Source organism: uncultured Shewanella sp. (genome assembly GCF_947495455.1).
Classification (GTDB): Bacteria; Pseudomonadota; Gammaproteobacteria; order Enterobacterales; family Shewanellaceae; genus Shewanella.
The window spans coordinates 46,168-67,644 of the sequence record NZ_CANLZC010000014.1 but is presented as its reverse complement, the minus strand read 5'-3'; the positions used below and the strand labels follow the sequence as shown (position 1 = coordinate 67,644).

Annotated in this window: 16 protein-coding genes; 8 read left to right on the top strand and 8 right to left on the bottom strand. The window is 40.9% G+C overall.

Features of this window, described 5'->3' with window-relative positions; all coding sequences use genetic code 11:
• Positions 1-85: 85 nt before the first annotated feature.
• Positions 86-238 carry a hypothetical protein gene (locus Q0791_RS06340; RefSeq protein ID WP_299003911.1) on the top strand — a complete coding sequence of 51 codons (153 nt, stop codon included), beginning with the start codon at positions 86-88 and terminating at the stop codon, positions 236-238.
• A 340-nt stretch (positions 239-578) separates the two neighbouring features.
• Here the strand turns inward: Q0791_RS06340 and Q0791_RS06335 are convergent, their stop codons facing one another.
• The gene (locus Q0791_RS06335; RefSeq protein WP_299003909.1) at positions 579-1,463 is read right to left on the bottom strand and encodes a LysR family transcriptional regulator; all 885 of its coding nucleotides are present in this window, start codon (positions 1,461-1,463) and stop codon (positions 579-581) included.
• A gap of 164 nt (positions 1,464-1,627) precedes the next feature.
• On the opposite strand from Q0791_RS06335, the gene Q0791_RS06330 reads away from it, so the two are divergent.
• Both Q0791_RS06330 and Q0791_RS06325 read left to right on the top strand, forming a co-directional pair.
• Positions 1,628-2,227: a short chain dehydrogenase gene (locus Q0791_RS06330; protein WP_299003907.1), complete on the top strand. Its 600-nt coding sequence runs from the start codon at positions 1,628-1,630 to the stop codon at positions 2,225-2,227.
• A 547-nt stretch (positions 2,228-2,774) separates the two neighbouring features.
• Positions 2,775-3,131, top strand: coding sequence for a hypothetical protein (locus Q0791_RS06325; RefSeq protein ID WP_299003905.1), 357 nt, complete (start codon positions 2,775-2,777; stop codon positions 3,129-3,131).
• A gap of 114 nt (positions 3,132-3,245) precedes the next feature.
• Here the strand turns inward: Q0791_RS06325 and Q0791_RS06320 are convergent, their stop codons facing one another.
• The 3 genes from Q0791_RS06320 to Q0791_RS06310 form a co-directional block, all read right to left on the bottom strand.
• Positions 3,246-3,590 carry a hypothetical protein gene (locus Q0791_RS06320; protein ID WP_299003903.1) on the bottom strand — a complete coding sequence of 115 codons (345 nt, stop codon included), beginning with the start codon at positions 3,588-3,590 and terminating at the stop codon, positions 3,246-3,248.
• A gap of 158 nt (positions 3,591-3,748) precedes the next feature.
• Complete coding sequence (locus tag Q0791_RS06315) at positions 3,749-4,120, bottom strand: hypothetical protein (RefSeq protein ID WP_299003901.1); 372 nt, start codon at positions 4,118-4,120, stop codon at positions 3,749-3,751.
• A 40-nt stretch (positions 4,121-4,160) separates the two neighbouring features.
• A complete protein-coding gene (locus tag Q0791_RS06310) occupies positions 4,161-4,382 on the bottom strand; it encodes a hypothetical protein (protein WP_299003899.1) in 222 nt (73 codons plus the stop codon).
• Positions 4,383-4,459: 77 nt separating this feature from the next.
• Here Q0791_RS06310 and nfi point away from each other — a divergent pair, with 77 nt between their 5' ends.
• Complete coding sequence (nfi, locus tag Q0791_RS06305) at positions 4,460-5,215, top strand: deoxyribonuclease V (RefSeq protein WP_299003897.1); 756 nt, start codon at positions 4,460-4,462, stop codon at positions 5,213-5,215.
• Between the two features lie 87 nt (positions 5,216-5,302).
• On the opposite strand, the gene Q0791_RS06300 is transcribed toward nfi, so the two are convergent.
• From Q0791_RS06300 to Q0791_RS06290, 3 genes are all read right to left on the bottom strand, one after another.
• The gene (locus tag Q0791_RS06300) at positions 5,303-6,394 is read right to left on the bottom strand and encodes a hypothetical protein (RefSeq protein WP_299003896.1); all 1,092 of its coding nucleotides are present in this window, start codon (positions 6,392-6,394) and stop codon (positions 5,303-5,305) included.
• 89 nt (positions 6,395-6,483) lie between these two features.
• Complete coding sequence (locus Q0791_RS06295; protein ID WP_299003894.1) at positions 6,484-10,578, bottom strand: DUF637 domain-containing protein; 4,095 nt, start codon at positions 10,576-10,578, stop codon at positions 6,484-6,486.
• Positions 10,579-10,596: 18 nt separating this feature from the next.
• Complete coding sequence (locus Q0791_RS06290) at positions 10,597-13,257, bottom strand: hypothetical protein (RefSeq protein ID WP_299003892.1); 2,661 nt, start codon at positions 13,255-13,257, stop codon at positions 10,597-10,599.
• 286 nt (positions 13,258-13,543) lie between these two features.
• On the opposite strand from Q0791_RS06290, the gene Q0791_RS06285 reads away from it, so the two are divergent.
• On the top strand, positions 13,544-15,409 hold the full coding sequence (locus Q0791_RS06285) for a protein kinase (RefSeq protein ID WP_299003890.1): 1,866 nt from the start codon (positions 13,544-13,546) through the stop codon (positions 15,407-15,409).
• Between the two features lie 4 nt (positions 15,410-15,413).
• Here Q0791_RS06285 and Q0791_RS06280 read toward each other — a convergent pair whose 3' ends face one another.
• The gene (locus tag Q0791_RS06280) at positions 15,414-15,968 is read right to left on the bottom strand and encodes an FxsA family protein (protein WP_299003928.1); all 555 of its coding nucleotides are present in this window, start codon (positions 15,966-15,968) and stop codon (positions 15,414-15,416) included.
• Between the two features lie 360 nt (positions 15,969-16,328).
• On the opposite strand from Q0791_RS06280, the gene Q0791_RS06275 reads away from it, so the two are divergent.
• The 3 genes from Q0791_RS06275 (at position 16,329) to galK (ending at position 21,462) form a co-directional block, all read left to right on the top strand.
• The gene (locus Q0791_RS06275; protein WP_299003888.1) at positions 16,329-18,170 is read left to right on the top strand and encodes a protein-disulfide reductase DsbD; all 1,842 of its coding nucleotides are present in this window, start codon (positions 16,329-16,331) and stop codon (positions 18,168-18,170) included.
• A gap of 228 nt (positions 18,171-18,398) precedes the next feature.
• A complete protein-coding gene (locus Q0791_RS06270; RefSeq protein ID WP_299003886.1) occupies positions 18,399-20,006 on the top strand; it encodes a cation:proton antiporter family protein in 1,608 nt (535 codons plus the stop codon).
• Positions 20,007-20,301: 295 nt separating this feature from the next.
• The gene (galK, locus tag Q0791_RS06265) at positions 20,302-21,462 is read left to right on the top strand and encodes a galactokinase (RefSeq protein WP_299003884.1); all 1,161 of its coding nucleotides are present in this window, start codon (positions 20,302-20,304) and stop codon (positions 21,460-21,462) included.
• Positions 21,463-21,477: the final 15 nt, after the last annotated feature.

The window sequence follows — 21,477 nt, the reverse complement described above, 5'->3', positions numbered from 1 at the left end:
TCATAGCCCAATAAATTTCCATGATTCATTTGAAAAATGATCCATTTTGTCACTCATTCTTATTTCAATACAATAAGGACAAACCATGGACGACCAAAACTCCCCACTACTGGAAAGAGAACAACTTAACGCTCCCCTTAAACAACAAAGGAGTCAACAAGTGGAATATGATTTAAGTTCGGTTTTTCTTGATCCTAAAGAAGTGTCCATATGTCCATATATGTCAGTTAACCAATAAGGAGTGCTATGTCTTCTTGGTCTGTAACTCTTAGAAGCACAAATTGATACAGCCAACCTGATCTTAATTCACCAAATGCTTGTCGTTCAGTTCACCCTATTTAACCTGAACTCGGGATAAGCAGCGCCGCTTAATACCACTATTTTTGCCCCTATCTGTGTTGTTTTTTCTACTAATAGCCAGCTATTAGATACGAAATTCCGCCTTGATATCGACAAAAAGTTTCGGCATTAAGCCAAATATGAAAATAAAGAATAAGCAGAACAAAATTAAGTTGTTGACTTTAAATGAAGTATCGAGATTATCTGACACTCATTATCCCGAGTTCAGGTTATTTAATCTATTTTGTAGAATAATATTGCACTATGCTGTCAATTAAAGCTCGGGTCGAGTGACTAAGTAGGCGGTTTGATGGATAAATAACATTGATTGGTATAGGCTCTAAAGCAAAATCACTCAAAATCTCAATTAACTCACCTTTTTTTAAACTATCTTTCACATATTGATCGGGTAATTGGGCTATTCCCACCCCTGATTTAGCAAAATCTAAAATACAAAAAGCATTATTGGTCTCTAATGTACCATTAACTTTTACCGTCTTCTTGAGGCCTTTTATATTAAAGGTCCACCGTCGAGGATTTGGTCGTGCAGTGTTAATTAAGCAAAGATGTGAATGTAATTCGATAGGCGTATTGATAACTGGATTATTTTTCAAGTAGTGAGGGCTAGCGACTGTTTTAAAGGAAATATCTGAAACTTTTCGGGCGTAAAAATTTGAGTTTGATAACATCCCTGTTCTAATGGCTAAATCATAACCTTCTTCAACAATGTTTACACTTCGATTTTCTAATGTAAATGTAATATCAACTTTAGGGTTGTTTACTTTAAATTGAGCAACAATTTTAGCGATATCTTGCTGACCCACGATAACAGGTGTTGTCATTTTTATACGGCCAGAAAGTGGTCCATTTGTTTCAGGAGTCGCTTTTAAATCATTAACTTGATGTAAAATGGTCGCCATTCTTGCTAGGTATTCTTTACCATCTTCAGTTAAATGGAGTGAACGTGTAGTACGGTGAATTAAGCGGCGACCAAGCCAACTTTCTAGTTCATTTATTTGTCTACTGACTGCTGAAGGTACAATATTTAATTTATCGGCGGCACTTGTGAAACTTTGACTTTCAGCGACTTGCTTAAAAATATGCATTGATTTTAAAACATCCATTGCAGCATCCTTAAATGTTCACCTTTTATTAATCAGTTTTTATCACAAATTAAATCATATTTTTGTTATTTTTTAAATAGTTTGCCCGTGCAATACTAGTCTCACACTAGCCTGAATCGCTAAGTACTTAATACAACATAATTAAATTTCATGGGAGATGACTAATGAAAATAGTATTAATTGGTGCAACTGGCACTATCGGTAAAGCAGTAGCAAAAGAGTTAACAGCGCATGATGTCATTAGTGTGGGCTTTAACCAGGGTGACTACCAAGTGGATATTGAAGATCGTGGCTCAATTGAATCATTTTTTAAGAAAATCGGTCAAGTCGATGCCATTATTTCAACCTCAGGGAATATCGCCTTTGCACCAGTAACAGAATTAAATTATGAGCAGTATAAATTGACCATAGACAGTAAGTTGATGGGGCAACTTAACATTTTCCAAATAGGTAAAGAATATGTACGGCCAGGTGGAAGCATTACACTATCCTCTGGTGTTTTAGCACAAAATCCAATGTCAGGTGGTGCGGCTGTTAGCCTTGTTAATGCTGGATTAGATGCATTTGCAAAAGCGGCTGCATTTGAATTAGGTGATACTTTACGTATTAATACAGTGAGTCCACATTTTGTTACAGAAACAATGGAAATGATGGGAATGGACAGTTCTGGTGGGATCTCCGCGACGGATACGGCAAAAGCTTACATTTATGCCCTCAATAGTAATGAAACGGGTCAAGTATTTGATGTTGCAAATTATATTTAATCCATCCTCAGTATGGTATCAATTCTAATTCACTATGTAGGCACAATGCTACTCTAACTTTATAGACTGTAGGACCAAGATTACACAATAGCAAGCCATCATATGGCATGATCCCTAATTTGCTAAAAAGTCTGTTATCATTTATAAGCGGCTAGCATTAAATTAGCCGCTAAATAACAAGTCACAAGTCGTATTTATTATGAGGTAATTCGTAGACATATATGTATCTTACTTATTAATCTAAATAAATGTGTTTCATGCACGGCAACATCGTGGGGCAATATATTCATAATCTAGGCCTTAGAGCCATGAAATCCCTCAAAATTAAGTTGTAAATTCAATAGGCTCATATCTTCAAATAAACCTGTAAAAGCACCGCTTATATTAGGTGCTGCATTTTCTTATTCAAATAAATGTTCTTATCCATATCCATACCCATATCCATATCCATATCCATATCCATATCCATATCCATATCCATATCCATACCTTTAATGATAAAATACATTTAATTCAATGGAATAAATAACAAGATTAGGAATAAAACATGAAAAACATAAAAAAGTTTGCCATATTAGCCGCGCTTTTCATCTGCATAAATAGTGCTTATGCTGCTGGAACTGTCAGTAAAATTACTAACGGAAAAATTAATAATGTGCGGGTAGATGCTAATGGAAAAGGTATTATTCGCTTTAATAAGGACATCCTTAATATTGCAAATTGCACTGAAGAATTCTATCACAGCGCATTTTCATTTGATGTCAATACGCCTGGCGGCCAAGCGATTTACTCAATGGCACTCACCGCAAAAGCGGCTGATAAACCTATAATGGCGTACGGGACTGGTAATTGTTCTGAATATACAAATACCGTCGAAAGTATCAACATGCTCATCATTCAGTAAAAATATCTACAAGACTTAAGCTATTAAACAATTTAAATAGCTTGAGTCTTTTCCCCTGTTGGCACTGACTGCTCACATCAATAGCAAGTAAAACTTAGATTTTCAGAATAAGCATTAAACATCATCAACTTGAACCCAATCAACAATGGGAAATGCTCCATCACAGCCTTGAATATGAATATTGATTTTTTTATTCGACATGTGCGCCGCCAGCAACACACTAAATGCTTCCTTAGTGTGATCGCCTTGTCTTAATATATATAAACCCGGTGCGTCACTATCACCACCACAATTTTCTGGATTTTTCATAATTTCATTGGTACTGAAATAGAGACCAGAACTCGTATGTACATGAGTTTTACTGACTGTCACCCCTTTGACAGTATTGGCCATGGCATTAGTGCTTATACCAATTGCCAAAAAACTCGCTAATATCGCACTTGATAATGGTTTTTTCATTACTCTTTCCCTATTTTTATTTCTATTTCACTAAAAAACCAGCAAGCACTATCAATAAAAATGACAGTGATTGCTGGTGAAATACATCCAATAATACTTTTTGTCAAAGATTAAAAGCTTGAATTATATATAAACTAATAACAAACTTGTAGTTACATTTATAGCTCCCTTGCTAGATACACGGCAAGCTTTCCCATTTCTTGATGGGCTAATTGCCCAAATTCAGGTTCATTTTGTTCCAATATTCCTGCAGCATCGAAGACATTATATTCACTATGCTCATGTGCCAATTCAAGTACTCTTAACGGCACTAACCGCCACCTAGCATTATATTTTAATCGCTCAACCTTCCAACCGATATCTGATTTAAAATCCTTGATTAAAAGTAACATTCTTTTAGATATAGCGGCTTCTTCATCCACAAATGACCACATAATGATCGGAGCTATCGAATCATTAAGCCCTAAAGGCGTTAATGCCGGTCGTCCAGAAAACCAAGTAACAAGCTGCTTTTGCTTTATAACCTTCAAAAAACTCTGCACATGGCACGCTACAAAATCAACTGTCATGCTAATTCGGAATTTGCTGGCATAAATCCTCATACAAGGCGAAGTACTCGGCTATCACGGTATTAAACTGCTGCTCATCATAAGTCCAAGGTTGAGTCGGTACTCGCCAGTCATCCCAGCTGATACTTTCGCCACGGGATAAGCGCTCTGCTAGGGCACTTTTCGTATAATGAGTACCGGTAACCGCCGCCGATGCGTTTATCGTCACACCATAAACCAACACTACAACATACCCATTGGCGCATTTACATCACTAAACCTTATCCTTCCAATTGATTTTTTACTGACTGCTTTTCAATTTTGTTATTATATCGTTATTCTATTATCAATCTTACCCTTACTATGCAGCCTGTTATTCCTTTTGTGCTACCTGAGTCAGAAAAGCAAGCCATTGCCTTGCAAATGCAATTAGCCCAGCAAGTCATCGCCACAAATAAGCCAATGACGGCCAATTCGGTCGATATCATTGCAGGTGTGGATGTCGCCTATTGTAATGACAGTGATGTACTTTTTGCCGCTGTGGTACTGCTCGATGCGCATAGTTTAAACGTTATCGAAACGGTGACCACTCAAGCCAAGGCGCAATTCCCCTATATTCCTGGGCTATTCTCATTTCGTGAGCTGCCTGCGCTAATTGATGCTTTTACACTGCTCAAACACAGGCCGGATTTAGTGGTATGTGACGGTCAAGGCCTCGCCCATCCGCGCCGCTGTGGTCTCGCCTCTCACTTAGGTCTGCTTTATGATATACCGACCATAGGCTGTGGTAAAACACGGTTAATGGGTGAGCACGATACTGTCAACAATGCACGAGGTGAGCGAAGTTTACTCATGGATAATAATGAGGCCATTGGCGCGGCGCTGCGAACTCAAGTGGATATTAAGCCCGTCTATGTATCTGTTGGCCATAAAATCTCCCTTGAACAAGCTTGTGATTTCCTACTCAAACTCACACCCAAATACCGCTTGCCTCAAACGACTCGCTTGGCCGATCAAGCGGTGAATCGTGCGCGAAAAGCCTATCTAAATGAACAAAATCTCAATCATCATCCATAACAATTGGTATAAGACAGGCTCAGACTATCATAATCACGAGCCTGCTGTTTAACCGCTTGATACCTTGCCATTTCAAACACAAGTCCATCACTTAAGCACCTGATTATTATACTCCACTTCACACTCAGGACGCTGGCGCTTAAACGCCAGCAATGCTTGTTGTAATTTGTCTGCTGCCTGCTGCGCCTCACGAGAATCTGGCTCAGTTAGCTCACCTTGCTCTGCAAGTTGTTGGCGCCATTTTCTATCACGAAACTCATTATTAATAGACAGTTCTTGTAAATTAATTAAATCAGATAAAACAGCAATACTGTCAGAGGTAATGCTCACATTTCTCATTAATATCCCCTTAACTTGACTTAATCCATTATTTTCATGTAACTCTATAATCAAATCATCATCTATCGCTTCACCAAATAAATCACAATAATCATGTTCGATTTTTAGATACTTTAATACTGCTATTATTGAGTAATCAGCTACTTGTATTTCTGATAAAAAATCAGCAATAAAGGTTGAAGCACTCTGTTTATAATGGACCTTAGATTTAAATAAAAAAGCTTGCGCACTTAAGTTTAATTCCAAATCAAACACTAATTTACTTGCGGCTTTTATTCGTATTTCCAGATACTCCAGCTCACCAGACGGCGCCCAAGTATAGCTCTGATAACACATATTTCCTTTTGCATCATAAGTGCGATATTGCAAATCTTCTAACCAGCCATCGTCGGTAAACACAAACCTGTCGTAAGTCTCACCTCGACAATACTGCCTAGCACTGATACACAAGCCTTGCTCAAACTCATATACAGTAAACTTGTTATGCTGTGTATTAGCCTCATCCCGATAACCATAATAGTATTCGGCATCATAAGGCTTCTCATACACATCGACTATGCTCATATCTAGATGTAAATCATGGGGTTCAGACAAGTACGGGCACAAGTAATCCCCCACATCCACGCCTTGCTCAAAGCGGCGCTGACGAACCACTTTTCCTTCTTGTAACGTGAATACACCACCAGTAAACAAGGCATTTTGGAAATACCCTAGCTCATTCTTTATCACTAGAACAGTATTTAAAATGATCCGCTCTATGCGTACATGTTGGCTCATGCCTAAGTTTTTACTTGTCTTATTCGTCATCTTGCTTTTAGGGTAATTTGTATTTGTATCCATTTTACCTCCTATCGCTATCTCGATAAATCCACTGTCAAAAAACATGATGCTAATAACAGTGGAGATGAATCATTAAATTCCACTTAGAATTAGCGTGGGATTGCAACCCCCGTCAGAATATCAAACCCGACCAAAATACCATTACAATTAAAACAAGCGGGGAAATCCGTAACAGGATTAACTGTTAATTTTTGTGTCGATAATTGAATGTGGCTAATAGGAGTATTCGCTGGTAGATTATTTAACATCCAATTGGCCGAGCGCACCTCGGCATGCAAGCCCGGCACACCGTCAATACTATTAATCACTCTGTTCTCTTTTACATAATTACGCAAAAGCCTTTCTGTTGTCGAATGCATTTCTTGATTCATATTTTCATTCTGCTTATACAAATCCTTAATGTAATCAATAAAAGCATCAACCTTTGCAGGCTTAATAAAGAACTGCTGAATTTCTTGACCTGTCGAGGGATCAATAAACGGCTCAGCAAACTCTGCCAAATCATTATCAAACAATCGACTCCATTTACCCGGCTTACCTGCAATGTTAGTAAAGCCTGGACTTTTTAGGCCCGATCTTGAATGGCCCGCAATAGAATAGGCTTTTTTGTTTTTATTCGTGCTGCTTGCATCGAGTAACGCTTGTGCCTCTTTTCTGGTTTGCTCCACTAAATCATCTTTAAACTGACGGTATTTCTGCGAGAGTGTCACCCCAGACTTCCAACGATGAGCTATCCTTTCTCTTGTTTTTACACTGATATGAGAAAGTGCTTTATAAGATGCCATGACCGCTGCTATTGGTGATACCAACCATTCTAAACTTTCTATCGCAGGTTGTAAGTAAGTGGCATTATCAAGCTGAGTACCGATTAAATCCCGCGTGGTACGAATTTCGCCTAAGTAATCAACATTATTACAACCAATTGGACTATCAGGATCACTACAAAGTATTGGATCATCAATCTCCTCATTTAAACCAGCATAGGTCGCCCGCAATGCATTCATCACTTCTTCTGGTCCACCATCTAAGGTTTTCCGATAAATCTCATCAAAGTCAATAAAAAATATTTTTCCTTCACCTATATAAGTTGAGCTATCTACAGCCTTAACGACTTCAGCTAATTCAATTAGCGCTATTACCGTATCGGGAGATAATTGTGTATCCGATGCAACATCGCCATAAATTTGAGACGGTAAAACAATTCCTAGACTCGATAGTTCATCAAGGGAGTAATGTCGTTGTAACGCCTCTTCAAGTACTAAGTGCTCATTCAATAACTCACTTAACACCAACGCCTGTTTAACGGGAATTTTTAATGGTCGCCATAGAGCGCTTTGACCTGTATTTTGCGCCGATTGTGCTGCAGCATTAATCGCTTCTGCCGTTCCTCCAGCAATAAAGGCTCCTAAACCAGCAACTAACCTCGAAATATCAACGGATTGTTGCCTTAATTGAGTTAGATTTAATCGCGTCGTTCGAAACTCTGATAATTGACTTATCGACTGTTCACTTAACAGATCATAATTTTCATATTGCTTTAATATTGCGAGTTGATCTTTATTATTGGGATCTAAATTTAAATTATCTTTGAGCCATTGCGCTGCATTTTCACCTTCTTGTGTTAACGTATCCACCTCATGATCAAAGCTTTTACTCACAAAAGTCGCAGTAATACTGCCTGCGGCTCCTGCCGCGCAGCCATCACCTGAATCACTTGAATTCAATCCGCCCGTCAAGCAGCCAACAGCGCCGTGGGCAATATACTCTAGAACTTCATCTAAGACTGCATGCTGAGAATAAAACTCAATGTCTTCGGCTAAACTGGCACCGAGTTGATTAACCGCATTCACTTGTAAAGCTTGAACAAAGGTATCGGTAAATTCATCAAAATTGCCGCCATTGATCACAGTAGAAATACCTGTGCTAACGGCCGATTTTACTACTAACTGCGCTGCCTGGTTGCCTAAATCAACCATATTTCGTGCCGCTTCTCCTGCACCTTCTACCGCACTGAAAGGCCCTACAGAGCCGATATAATTTAAGGCACCTGCCGTGGCCATTGCCATGGCAACGGTTTTCACCGTCTCCGATGAATGCATGGCTTTGGCGGTTTCAATGAGGTTATTGCCATTAGCATGACTCACAGCGGTTTGTGTCGCCAGTGCCAATGCGCCCGCTTGCAGCGCTGCCGTTAAAGCACCACTACCAACAAATCCGCTAACCGCAATATGCCCACCAGCACCAATGACACCAAAGCCTGCAGGCCCCATAGCGACTGCCATAGCAATGGCGATAACAGCCATCGCGGCGGGGCTTAAGCTACTGGTTTTGTCATATTCATGAATATTCACCAGCTCTTGATAGGCTAATTCGACATTTTGACTCAGCTCTGGATCGTGATACAGCTCTGCCATCCAACTGAGATCGTCAGAATCTTCGAACTGCGCCATCATCTCATCGAGGGTGACATCCTCACTTTGCCCTAGCTCTAAGGTCACCCCATGGGTAGCTTGCACTTTCACGCCGCCGATGATGCGATTATAGACTGCCGTATCGACCGTATCGGTTTGGGTTTCGGTTTTAATGCGCCACATGCCTTCGGTGACGCGATTCATGAAGTAATGATCTTGCTCTTTGGCCAGCAGTAAGTTTACTGCGCCGTTATAAGCATTAATTTGCGTGCCGTCGCCTGAGGTGATTTCAGTGGCTCGCAGCGTGATATCCCCAAAGTCAGAGGCGATGAGTACCCCTTTACCTGCCTCTAATGCCGATTGAATGGCAATGGTTTGAAACTCTTGCTCGGTAAGAGTGACTTCTCCCACCGTGCCTTGACGATTTTTTTGAAACTCATCAAACTCATTGGTGATGTAAATGCCTTGCTGAGCCAGTATTTGCAATACGCCGCTATCGGCGGTTAAGGTTGAGGCATTAATTTGAATGATGCCCGATGCCATTAAGTAAATACTGTCGCTGGCACTGAGTCTGGAGGCAGTATGGCTGACAATAGAGGTGGTCTCATCAAAGCCGCCGATATTCTCGTTACGCACATAACTGGTTCGCTGACTCAGCAGCATGATGTTGCCATCAGCATTGAGGACGATATTATCGCCATCGATAGTGCCGCCTTGCACCACAATGTCATTATAAGATCGAATAGAGACATTGCCATTAATGGCATTCACGCTGGCAATGGTGCCCAAACGCGTGCCTTGTTCAAAACGGGTGGCAAAACGGTGGACTAAGGTTTTTTGCACATACTGATCGGCAATAATATTGACGCTATCTTGTGCGGTAAGCTGCCCCGATAATATTTGTAGGGTGCCGCCCACTAACAGATTTAAGTCGCCACTTGAGACCACTTTGGCCTTTTGATTGACGTTGAAATCACCCGCCGTGTTAATGAAAGTATTACGATTAGTGAAAATCGTGCCTGCATTGACAGTAATGCTATTAAAATGCGCCTCATCACCTAAAAACTCAACGGTATGCCCTTCTGCTTTCAACGCATTCAGCCTATCATCGGTGAAATGCACCACAGGCACTAATACCTGCTCGCCATTAATGCTACGTAACTCAGGCCAAATCAAGTTTTTCCCAAAGCTGTTCACCTGCGCTTGGGTTAACTTGTCGCCCAGTTTGGCACTGCTGGTACCACTAAAGGTATAGGCATTATTGTAAAGCGCATTAATTTGTATTTTTTCAGTGGCATAGATTTTACTGATTAAATTACGGTTTAATGCATTAAAAATTTGCGAGCGAATAAAACGCGACTGCACAAAAGGGTCGCCAATTTGTTTCGCCAGCGGATAATGGGGCAATATAATGGTGATACCATCGTTGATGATGGGGATCATCAAGGGCGATGGCAGCGCACTTTTGCGAAAATCCAGTAATTTTTGATGAAAAGTGGCGATATTTTGCGTCGCACTACTGGCGACATCGTCGACATAGTAGGCCTTTTCAAATTGATACTGGCTATTACTGACCCGCTCATATTGGCCGTTAGCATTGACCTCACTTTGAATAAAACTGTCAGAAATGAGAGTGGCCGCCTGCGCCGTCACAGGTAAAGTGATTTGAAATAGCATCACAAACGTGAGTAGCCAAGAGGTGATTTTTTGCCACAAGGGCACCTCGGGTGTCGTCGATGTATGAGTCACCGAAATCTGATTAGTGTGTTTCATGGATATCCTTGTCACGGCTTATGGCAAATAAGTCATTAATTTGTCGATAGCGACTGAGATAGTACATTCATTTTCAAATGAAATAACCATCACAGGTGGAGGCACATTCATTACAGCCTTCTGCAAAAAGAGTAAATTAACCGAATCTTCTTTCTGATTTATTGCATACGATATATAGGTATTGTTATAAAGGTTTCCATAAGGCTTATCATGACATGCTTCTTGATAACTTATCCCTTTAACATATTCAGTACTGGCCGCCACGAATTGAGTATCGGTGTAACCTGTATCGCCCACTTCTCTATCTTTGGCCTCTTCGCCTAATAGTTCAGGAATACTTTGCTCACGATCAAACGCAATACAAGATTCATCTTTTGACCCACCTCCATCAATAAACTCCTGACACTGGACTACCGTGAACTTCAATAAGTCCCCTTCGATACTCACCGATTTAGCAAAGCCGGAAGCAGGCCTGTACTCTCCCTTTATCTTCCTTATTTCATCATAAAAAAACTGCGCTAAATATTCGTCCACCACGCGTTTAACCGCTGCGTCTTGGCCGTTAATGTTATCGATTTCAAGATCGGACTGTGAGGGTAAGCTATTATCAATGCCGTACACGTTACGGCCAAACACGGTTAAGGTTTCGGCTTCGGCGACGGTACTGATATTATCACCCTCACAGGTACGGTAACGCAGACAATCTTTAACATTACTTAGTGCAACTGCATCGTAATCTTGAGTGATCTCTAGGCCTATGCTTTGAATTTGGGTTTTATAAAAATGGCTATCGGCAAACACCTCAAAATAGGACATTTCATTGATAAATTGCTCTTTGACATTGTTACCATCATTGCCATTACTGAACAGCAATTTACCAAAGGAATACAAACGCCCAGGCGGTGAATAAGCGATCACTTTAGTGGTGGTACCCACATTGGCGCCATCATGATCCACACTTGCATCATCTGTATGAGTAACTTGATTAAAAATGTAATTTTCAAACTGAATACGGTAGCGCTCATTACTGAGTTTTGGAGTATTGACCGTAAACTGTCCCGCTTGATTTAAGCCGATAATGGCAGAGGCATTGAGAATATATTGGCTGGCTTTAAGCGCCAGTTGATTTTCCACTTGAATGGAGACTTGCTGCGCTTTGGCGTTATTGATCATGATCCCCGCATTCCAACTGGTTGAAGACGGGCGAGTTAATGAATAAGGATTGATGTTTTCAATGGCCTTAGCATCGATGGACAAAGTGTTGGCGCGAATATGGGCGGAGAGTTTACTGGAGCGGGTACCTGACTCTTTTACATCGTAATAAATACCATGTAAAAACGAAGTCAGATCCGTCGATAACGGCAAGGCTTGTGTCGTTAAAGGATAAGATTGGTATTGACTGCGAGAACCATTGACCACATAGCCTTGTTGCGATTTCAATACCGCCGTTTTAGCACTGATGTCACCACCAAAACTGTTATGAATATTGTATTGGGTTTCCACATTTAAACTTGAGGTTTCTATGATCGAGGTATTGATTAAACGTCTTGCCGCCATTTCAACCAGATTGGCCTGAATATAGCCTCGTTGAATAATATCATCCTTGCTCATTAAACGCAGATCACGGCTAATAATGCTGGCATTTTGGTGAATATTATCCAGTGATTTCACCGATATTATATTGTCAGATATCAAGCGGCCATTAAGCGACACGCCATAATCTTTGGTACTGCTTCTAGCTTTAATGCTTTGAATGTAAATGCCTTCAATGGGAGCATAAAAATTATTATTATGGGTACTAGTGGCCAGCAAATCCGATGAGGTATTCAGCTGACTGCTTGGATCCAATGTGATATGCGAAGGACTGGTAATGCCAATACTTGCCGCCGATAATTGCCCCTTAATCGTAAGACTGTGATCACTCACCTCTACATTTGTCACTGATAAATCGGCATAGTTAATCGCTATATCACCCGCATAAATATTGATCCCGCCCGAGCCCACTATTTTGCGACCTTGTGGGTGAACAATAAAGCCCCCCTCTGGATGACTATCGGCTTTAAGATTCAAGTCGATCACCCCATTGGTATATACCCTGTCAGCAATCAACTCTAATGACTGCACTCCCGGCGCCGAAAGCTGGTTAATCTCCACCACACCATTATAGCTAGTGGTTAATCGACCAATATTGCCATGATTTTGAATACTTGAAACACTATTGTAACCTGCAACGGTGAGCGTTAAGCGCCCAACGTTGTCAAAGCTGCATTGATGACAACGCAAGGTTTTATTTGAACCACGGCTCACTAAGAGTAAATCGGCAGGCGCGCCTAAAATTTCAATGTGATTGGCCAGTGACAGTATTGGCGCTTCAATCACAATTAAGCTTGCGGCATCTTCATTACTCATGGCTCCAGTTTCACGATTGCCATTATAAATAATGAGGTTGCGCCCTGAGACTTCAAACTTATTGAATAGGTTCATCGATACCCCATTAACCGCTGGCGCTGGAATGAGCATATCTGTCGCAGTATTTGATTCAAAATTGATTTGCGTATTCGGGCTATTACTTGCAATAGAATAATTTGATGCAAATAAATTAAATGATTGAAAGTAAATAAGTAAAACCAAGAATAACGAACTTGATGTTCGTCTGACTATTCTGGATAAGGGTGACATTACAACATCCTGTGTATTTAAAATGGTGGGGATGTAACCAACTGCCAAATTTAACAATACAATTGGTTATAATACAAAGGTCTATTATCCACAGGCAATGATACAAATTCAACAAAAATGAAACACTAAGAACTTAATAGATACAAAATAATGAGAGTCATTTACTCAATATTCGTCACCATCATGACTTTCTGTTCTCACCAAGCGATGATCCATTGATATTTATTCTCAGCTTCTGGAGTATACTCTTTGATAATAAGCTTGCCATCATGATGGGGGATGGGCCTTGCAAACACCCGAGCTGCAACACTTTTATATTTCTGAAGAGCAATCGATTTATTTACTGACGGCTGACAATGCCCGTAAACATAAGGCGTGGATCCGTCTGTGTCGACAAGAGCTGATTAAACTTGGGTATCATAATATTGAGTTAGTGGGTAAAGGCGCTTATGGTTTTGTTTTTTCTGGTATTAATAGTGAACACCAAGCCCATGTCTTTAAGTTTTCTCGCATTACCTTACCCCAGAGCATTCAAGATAGGCTGGAAGAAGAAGCCTTTATGTTGTCACAGGTTATTCATCCAAATGTGCCCGGACTCATAAAGTTTGAGCGCGTGGGTAAACAAGGCATTTTAGTGATGGAAAAAGCACCGGGAGAAGATTTAGATGTACTGTGTCGCCGTTTAGGCAAGCTCCCTGTGGCCATGATCATGAACATTGCACGGCAATTGGCTAACATTTTATTGTATTTGCATCACGGTCGCCCACTGATCCATGGGGACATTAAGCCTTCAAACTTAGTTTACGACATCAAAACAGGAAAGCTGTCCCTCATCGATTGGGGATCGGCGGTATTCGCCCAACGGGATGTCCATGATAATCCGGTTAATGGTAATGTGATGGATGTGATGTCTAGCGATCAACAGCACACTAATGCCAGAATGGGGGATGTGTATTTTATTGGTGATGAGCAGCTCAATGGCGCATTATCTAGCCCAAGATTTGACGAGCAAGGCGTAGCCGCAACCCTTTATGCCCTCGCCTCAGGCCAAGCAAGCCGTTTTGGCAGTCAAGTGATCCCGCCCACTAGCATAGGCTTACCCATTGAATTGGCCAACACATTAACAGGCATGCTCAGTCCGAATCCCCTTATTCGCTTAAAAGCAGGAGATTACTTTTTAAGAAGCATGTCTCATCACTCTTGGCTGCATTTACCCCAGCTGCCAACAGTGCCCATGGAGCCTGATATTCCCATTTGGACACAACACACGTCACAACAAGTGGAAACGGTGACTTACAGCTCAAGAAAAGCCTTTTTAAAAGAGCATAATGTGGACGAGCCTATTGCCAATATGGATGACAGAGAGCTGGAAAAATACTACCGTAACTTTTTAGCGGGCATGGGCGATACTGAAAAAGGCTTTATTGTGGCTGTGGGTAGACTCGCGCAATATCCCATTGTGGGCGGCTTAGTCATACATTGGCGTGAAAGTGGTATTTTTATCGATTCCAGTTTTAATTTATATTATTCCCATCAGGCTCACTTAAGCCATGATGAACAAGCGCAATTGCATGCACAAGAGAAAGCCGCCTTTACCTTAGCCGTAAATAATATGGTAACACTTGCTCGAGGCATTAAACGTCTAGGGGTCTTTAAAGCCTGCTTTTTTAATGCAAAAGATACGCTGCATATTGAAAGAGAAAGCACGCAGGACCCTTTCATTTTGGCCCCGGAACAGCAACTGCCTTTTGAAATAGGAAATGCGCCCTTTATGGAAAATAAATCCCGCTTGCACTCTTACTTTGAAGATGGTCCCGATCCCGAAGAAAATCTGGAACTGCCCCCTGAAATTATGCATGAGCTCAGCCATATCAACAAAATTCATCATACTGGCTGTATTATTTTTGAAGCCTTACCAAATCATATGAAAATCCATAGCTATTTACGGCTTCTTAATCCCAGAAAACAAGCGGCTTTTCGAGCCAGTCTCGACAGGATCCTAAGCCATGTGAAAAAAATTCAAGGCCAAGGCGTTTCAGGCTTCATGAAACTGCCCTATAAAAGCACGCGCCGATTTCATGCCATCTCCCATCTACCAGATCATTTTTACCCGAAAAACCCAAAAGCTTTTTTGCCACGTAATCCCACCTAGATCATTATTCTGAGGGTTTTTTGGGGTCATCATTGGAATGTGGTGCGACTTTATCGTCAGCTTCAACTTGATGGCTTTCGGGTCGTTTATCACTGGGATCGGGCCTTTTTTCAAAATCACCATCAAAGGTTTGACCTTGAGAAGCGCCACCAAAAGGCGATTGCTGGCGTCCCTCCATGCTTCCACGTCCATTCGCCACCACTTTAAGCTGCATTCGCTTATATAAAAATCCGGCCACAGGAATACGTATAAAGCGTGTTAATAATAAGATGCCAATAAAATCGGTAATAAAACCTGGCACTACAAGTAATAACCCCGCCAGTCCCAGCATCATGCCTTCAACTATTTCTTGCCCAGGCGCCTCACCATTGGATAATTTCTTTTGCACTTGCATCAAGGTATGGATCCCTTGACTTCTAACTAAAGAGATCCCAACAATCGCAGTCAAAATCACCAGTCCCACTGTTGGCCAGGTTCCTAATACTTCTCCAACACGGATTAATACTGCTAACTCCAAAATGGGTAATACGATAAAAAGTAATAGAATGAGTAAAAACACGCAGACCTCACATTGATTAAACAATAAAAAGATGAAAGATACATCCATATTATCGGGTCTTCTCTATTCCATGACTTAAACTGAGGAGTGACATCTATTCACACAGCCACAGCGCTAGATTCATTGAAAGTAAACAGAGTACATGTTATCCGATAGTTTAATCTTAACACCAATTTCAAAAACTAACGGATGAAAACACCCTAGATAGCACATCAATTAGCGAGGTATTGCTCAAAGACTAACTTTTATACAGTAAACCCCGTATAATGACGTGTCATTAATCATTTTTAAGAAACATAGGCTTTGCTGCTATCCTCACCCATTTTGTATTTTGACTGGATAAAAGAAACGACTTCACATATGAAAAAAATTATTTTAATCCTACTGGCTCAATTACTGCTACTCAGTCCCTTAGCTTATTCCGAAGGACTTTTCGATCAAGGTGGACTCAACTTTTTAAAAAGTGAACCCGAACTGCTGCCAGTTGATCAAGCATTTTCAATGGATTTCAAACAAGAAGGTGATCAAGTCAAAATTCATTTTGCCATTGCCAAAGGATATTATCTGTATCGGGATAAACTTAAGTTTTCAGCCACTAATGCTGAAATAAAAGACATTAACTTGCCCAAAGGAATGACCCACTTTGATGACTATTTTGGTGAGCAGCAAGTCTACTATGACTTTGTCACTTTACCTGTGAGTTTAACTCAAGCTAGCAATGATGGAGTATTAGCTGTCACCTTTATGGGATGCGCCGAGGATAAACTCTGTTATCCTCCCACCACACGTGACATTCCCCTCAACGCGATCACTTCACATCCTCAAAGTGATAGCCTTGCAAAGACAAACATAGCACAAAACAAGAGCAACCAAGCTGCTACATCATCCACTACAGACGATGATGATAACCAAGTGTTATCAAAGCAAATTAGTCTCAGTCAAATGTTTGAGAACAGCAGCTTAACTTGGACATTAATCAGCTTTTTTGTATTGGGGATTGGTTTAGCGCTTACCCCTTGTGTTTTCCCTATGTACCCCATTCTATCTGGAATAATCGTCGGCCAAGGACAAAAGCTCTCAACCGCAAAAGCCTTTACCTTGTCTATGGCTTACATACAAGGTATGGCAATCACTTATTCCTTATTAGGGTTAGTGGTGGCATCGGCTGGCATGAAATACCAAGCGGCATTACAACATCCTGCCGTATTAATTGTATTAGCCATTTTATTTGTCATTCTCAGTTTATCCATGTTTGGCTTGTATGATTTAACTTTGCCAGCTAAATGGCAAAATAAAATGAACAACCTCTCTAATACCCAAAAAGGCGGCAACCTTATCGGGGTTTTTGCTATGGGTGCCATTTCAGGCTTAGTGGCTTCTCCGTGCACCACGGCACCACTGTCTGGCGCCTTAATTTATATTGCACAAACAGGAGACTTGATACTTGGCTTTTTAGCCCTTTATGTGCTGAGCATTGGAATGGGGCTTCCACTGCTAATAATGGGAACCTCTGGCGGTAAATTATTGCCAAAAGCAGGCCAATGGATGAATGTAATAAAAACGGTTTTCGGCTTCTTACTCATCGCCGTTTCCATTATGTTGATTGCCCGTATTTGGGCTGGCACGCTGACAGACGTCTTATGGGCTCTGTGGGGTACCACACTCATAGGTTACTTGATGCACCAAAATAAGCTCACCCGCTTTAATTGGAAGCAAACCGCGCGCTCAGTGATATTAATATTGAGCTTGTTAGCAGTATTTTCATTTGGCTTTCAATCTGTCATGCATCAATTAGGCTTTCAGTCCTATAGCCAAATAAACCCACCCCAAGAAAAAGGCTTTATCAAGGTCAAATCCCTTGAGGATGTTGAAGTCGAAATCGCCAAAGCGGCAAAACTCGGTAAACCCGTTATGCTAGATCTTTATGCTGACTGGTGTGTCGCCTGTAAAGAATTTGAGCACATCACCTTTCAAGATAGCGATGTGAAACAACGTATGGATCAAATGGTGTTATTGCAAGCGGATGTAACCAAAAACGATCCTACCGATATTGCCTTATTAGAGCACTTTCATGTATTAGGTTTGCCCACCTTGTTAATGTTTAATCGTCAAGGAGAACAAGTTACATCCTTAACTGTCACTGGTTTTATGAAACCAAAACCTTTTGCTAAACATCTCGATAGGCTTCTTGAGATTAAATAAAGGTTATAAAAAACAATAGAAAGTGAGCTTATTGCTCACTTTTTGTTGTCACACTTACATTCCGGTCGCTGACAGCCGCCTTCTTTAGTCTAAGCCAATTAGAAAATGTTAAATTCAGGTCTTTTTCCCATTTAAACCTAAGCTTTTTATGAATATGATAGTGCTCTTAAAAAGGCCATCTCGTATTGTTGTGCTTTATATTTATTAACTAACCAAAAGTGGAGTATCATGGAACCCGCCATTCTCATCACCACCCTTATTTGCGGTATGCTTGTTAAGCGTATTGGCCTTCCGCCCCTGATTGGGTATCTTGCAGCGGGTTTTATTCTGTACATTTTTGGTATCGATGAAAAAAGTTTACCGCTATTACAATCACTAGCCAGTTTAGGCGTCACTTTGCTCTTATTTGCTATTGGCCTTAAGTTAGATTTACGCAGTCTATTTAAGGCCGAAGTCTGGGCAGGTGCAAGCTTACATTTAATGGGATCGATGTTATTTTTCATTCCATTACTCAAGCTATTGGGCTGGATAGGACTCGAACAACTCACCGATTTAGCTTATACCCAAATAGCCTTACTCGCTTTTGCATTAAGTTTTTCTAGCACCATTTTTGCTGTCAAAATTCTTGAAGATAAAGGGGATATGCAAACCCTTTACGGACGAGTGGCCATTGGTATTTTGATCATGCAAGATATCTTTGCCGTGGCTTTTTTAACCATTTCAAAAGGCGCCATCCCCTCTTGGTGGGCGCTGGGATTACTACTCTTACCGCTGGCTAAGCCCATCATTTACCGTGTATTTGATAAAGTGGGTCATGGAGAATTACTGGTACTCTTTGGGCTCGTCATGGCATTAGTTATGGGCGGTTCATTATTTGAGCTGGTCGGGCTTAAACCGGATCTGGGTGCATTGATCATGGGTGTGTTTTTGGCCGGGCATAAAAAGTCGTCAGAATTGGCAAAATCCATGTTTTATTTTAAAGAAGTCTTTCTGATTGCCTTTTTCTTAACCGTTGGTTTAAATGGATTACCGAGTCTAAGTGACATAGGTCTTGCCAGTATTTTAGTGCTCCTTGTTCCCATTAAAATTGCATTATTTGTGTACTTACTCACGCGTTTTCATTTACGGGCTCGTACCTCATTACTCACTGCGTTAAACCTCAGTAACTATAGTGAATTTGGACTGATTGTAGCCGCCGTTGCCACTTATAAAGGCTGGTTACCGCCCCACTGGATGGTCATTATTGCCGTCGCCATTAGTTTAAGTTTTCTGTTTGCTGCACCATTAAATACACTAGCAAACAAACTTTACCAACAAAATCCTCGCCGCTTACAAGGCTTAGAGCAAACGAAATTACACCCTGAAGACAGCCCCATTCCCGTGGGGAATCCGCGCTTTCTGATTTTGGGAATGGGACGCATTGGTTCTGGTGCTTTTGATGAGCTCAATGCTTTGTATCCTAATGAAGTCTTAGGCATAGAACATAAACAAAAAGTGGTTGATTTTCATAATAAAGAAGGACGTAATGTACTACAGGGCGATGCTGCCGATGTTGATTTTTGGGAAAAACTCGACGATGCGCCAAATCTTGAACTCGTCTTACTCGCCATGCCACATCATGCGGGTAATTTGTTTGCGATAGAACAATTAAAGCAGCTTAATTACAAAGGTAAGTTTAGTGCTATTGTTCGTTACAGTGAAGATGTTGAGTCTCTTAAAGGTTCCGGGGTTGACAGTGTCTATAACTTGTATGAAGTGGCTGGAGTCGGCTTTGCAGAGCATGCCTTAAAGCAAGTCAATTCACCTGGATCTGTCATAAAACAAAACATAGCATAAAATATACAGCCTCTTTGTTTGCTCATACCGCGTGTTTTTAAAAACAGAGAAATGCGGTTTGAAGAAAGAACTTGAGATAAAACGCAAGTTCTTTCGCTATCTCGTCGTATTTTAAAGAATCAAAGACAATTAAAAAATTAAAATACATTCCCCAAAGTTGTAAACTTATTGGCTATACTCATATTTTAACCATTGATATTTTTGTGAAAATCAATTGCTCTTTAGTGTCACTTCAAAAGAGAAATGAAGAATCAAAATAATAATAATACTGTTTTAAATTGCGGGAATGCTCATTATGTCGGATCCAGCTCAACGTGCTAACAAGCTCTTTATACAAACCTTCGGTACTAAGGCTGACGGCCTCTTTATGGCTCCTGGACGAATCAATATTATAGGGGAAAATGCCCATTTTAATGAGGGTTTTGTCTTATCAAGCGCTATCAATTTTCATACTGTCATTGCAGTAAAACGAAGGAATGATCAACAATTTAGAGCCGTATCCGATGCCTTTCCAGGCCATATTCAAGAATGGCGTTTTGGTAAAGAAGATTGCATGATCCCTGCCGATCCAAAAGCTTGGGTTAACTATTTAAAAGGCTTTAGCGCCTCTATGGCTGCCACTGGATTACCCGCCACAGGCATGGATTTATCCATTGTTAGCAATGTGCCTTTAGGGGCTGGACTCTCTTCTTCTGCTGCATTAGAAATTGCCTTTGGTACGGCGATTAACGAAATAAATCAATTCCATTTATCCCCATTAGCCATTGCGCAAGTTGCACAAAGAGGCGAAAACCAATATGCAGGTTATCATTGCGGTATTGTGGATCAAATGATCAGCGCCATGGGAGAACAAAATAAAGCCTTGCTCATTGACTGTTTTGATTTAGACAGCGAGGCCATTAGCATTCCAAAAAGCTTAAGCTTACTTATCGTTAACTCTAATGTACAACGCCAAGCATTAGAGCCTCAATACCAATTAAGGGCACTGCAATGCCAGCAAGTCGCCAGTCATTTTAAACTGGATGCACTCAGCCATTTAACACTGAAAAAACTCGAATCAGCCAAAGATGAGTTAGAAGAAGTCCTCTATCGACGGGCTAGACACATAGTCACAGAGAATCGCCGAACTCAGCAAGCCGCTTGGGCATTAGAAGCAAACAATGTTAAAAAACTCAGTGAGCTCATGGCAAAATCCCATGAATCAATGAGAGATGACTTTGAAATTACCGTTCCCGCAATTGATCACTTGGTTAAGATTATTGCTGATGTGGTTGGTGACAAAGGCGGTGTGCGAATGGCCAGTACTGGCTTTGGTGGCTGCGTGGTGGCACTGGTGGATCATCAATACACTGATGCTGTCGTCAACGCCATAGAAAGCCAATATTTTAGTCAAACACAATTAGAAGCCAGTATCTACTTATGCTCTGCCAGTGAAGGAGCCAAACGACTCTCCTGACGTTAATCGAATTGA

Excerpts from the sequence above, each read along its gene's own strand:
- Q0791_RS06290 (WP_299003892.1), bottom strand. The coding sequence starts at position 13,257 with ATGTCACCCTTATCCAGAATAGTCAGACGAACATCAAGTTCGTTATTC.
- Q0791_RS06275 (WP_299003888.1), top strand. The coding sequence starts at position 16,329 with ATGAAAAAAATTATTTTAATCCTACTGGCTCAATTACTGCTACTCAGT.
- Q0791_RS06300 (WP_299003896.1), bottom strand. The coding sequence starts at position 6,394 with ATGGATACAAATACAAATTACCCTAAAAGCAAGATGACGAATAAGACA.
- Q0791_RS06335 (WP_299003909.1), bottom strand. The coding sequence starts at position 1,463 with ATGGATGTTTTAAAATCAATGCATATTTTTAAGCAAGTCGCTGAAAGT.
- galK (WP_299003884.1), top strand. The coding sequence starts at position 20,302 with ATGTCGGATCCAGCTCAACGTGCTAACAAGCTCTTTATACAAACCTTC.
- Q0791_RS06330 (WP_299003907.1), top strand. The coding sequence starts at position 1,628 with ATGAAAATAGTATTAATTGGTGCAACTGGCACTATCGGTAAAGCAGTA.
- Q0791_RS06270 (WP_299003886.1), top strand. The coding sequence starts at position 18,399 with ATGGAACCCGCCATTCTCATCACCACCCTTATTTGCGGTATGCTTGTT.
- Q0791_RS06325 (WP_299003905.1), top strand. The coding sequence starts at position 2,775 with ATGAAAAACATAAAAAAGTTTGCCATATTAGCCGCGCTTTTCATCTGC.
- Q0791_RS06295 (WP_299003894.1), bottom strand. The coding sequence starts at position 10,578 with ATGAAACACACTAATCAGATTTCGGTGACTCATACATCGACGACACCC.
- Q0791_RS06340 (WP_299003911.1), top strand. The coding sequence starts at position 86 with ATGGACGACCAAAACTCCCCACTACTGGAAAGAGAACAACTTAACGCT.
- Q0791_RS06320 (WP_299003903.1), bottom strand. The coding sequence starts at position 3,590 with ATGAAAAAACCATTATCAAGTGCGATATTAGCGAGTTTTTTGGCAATT.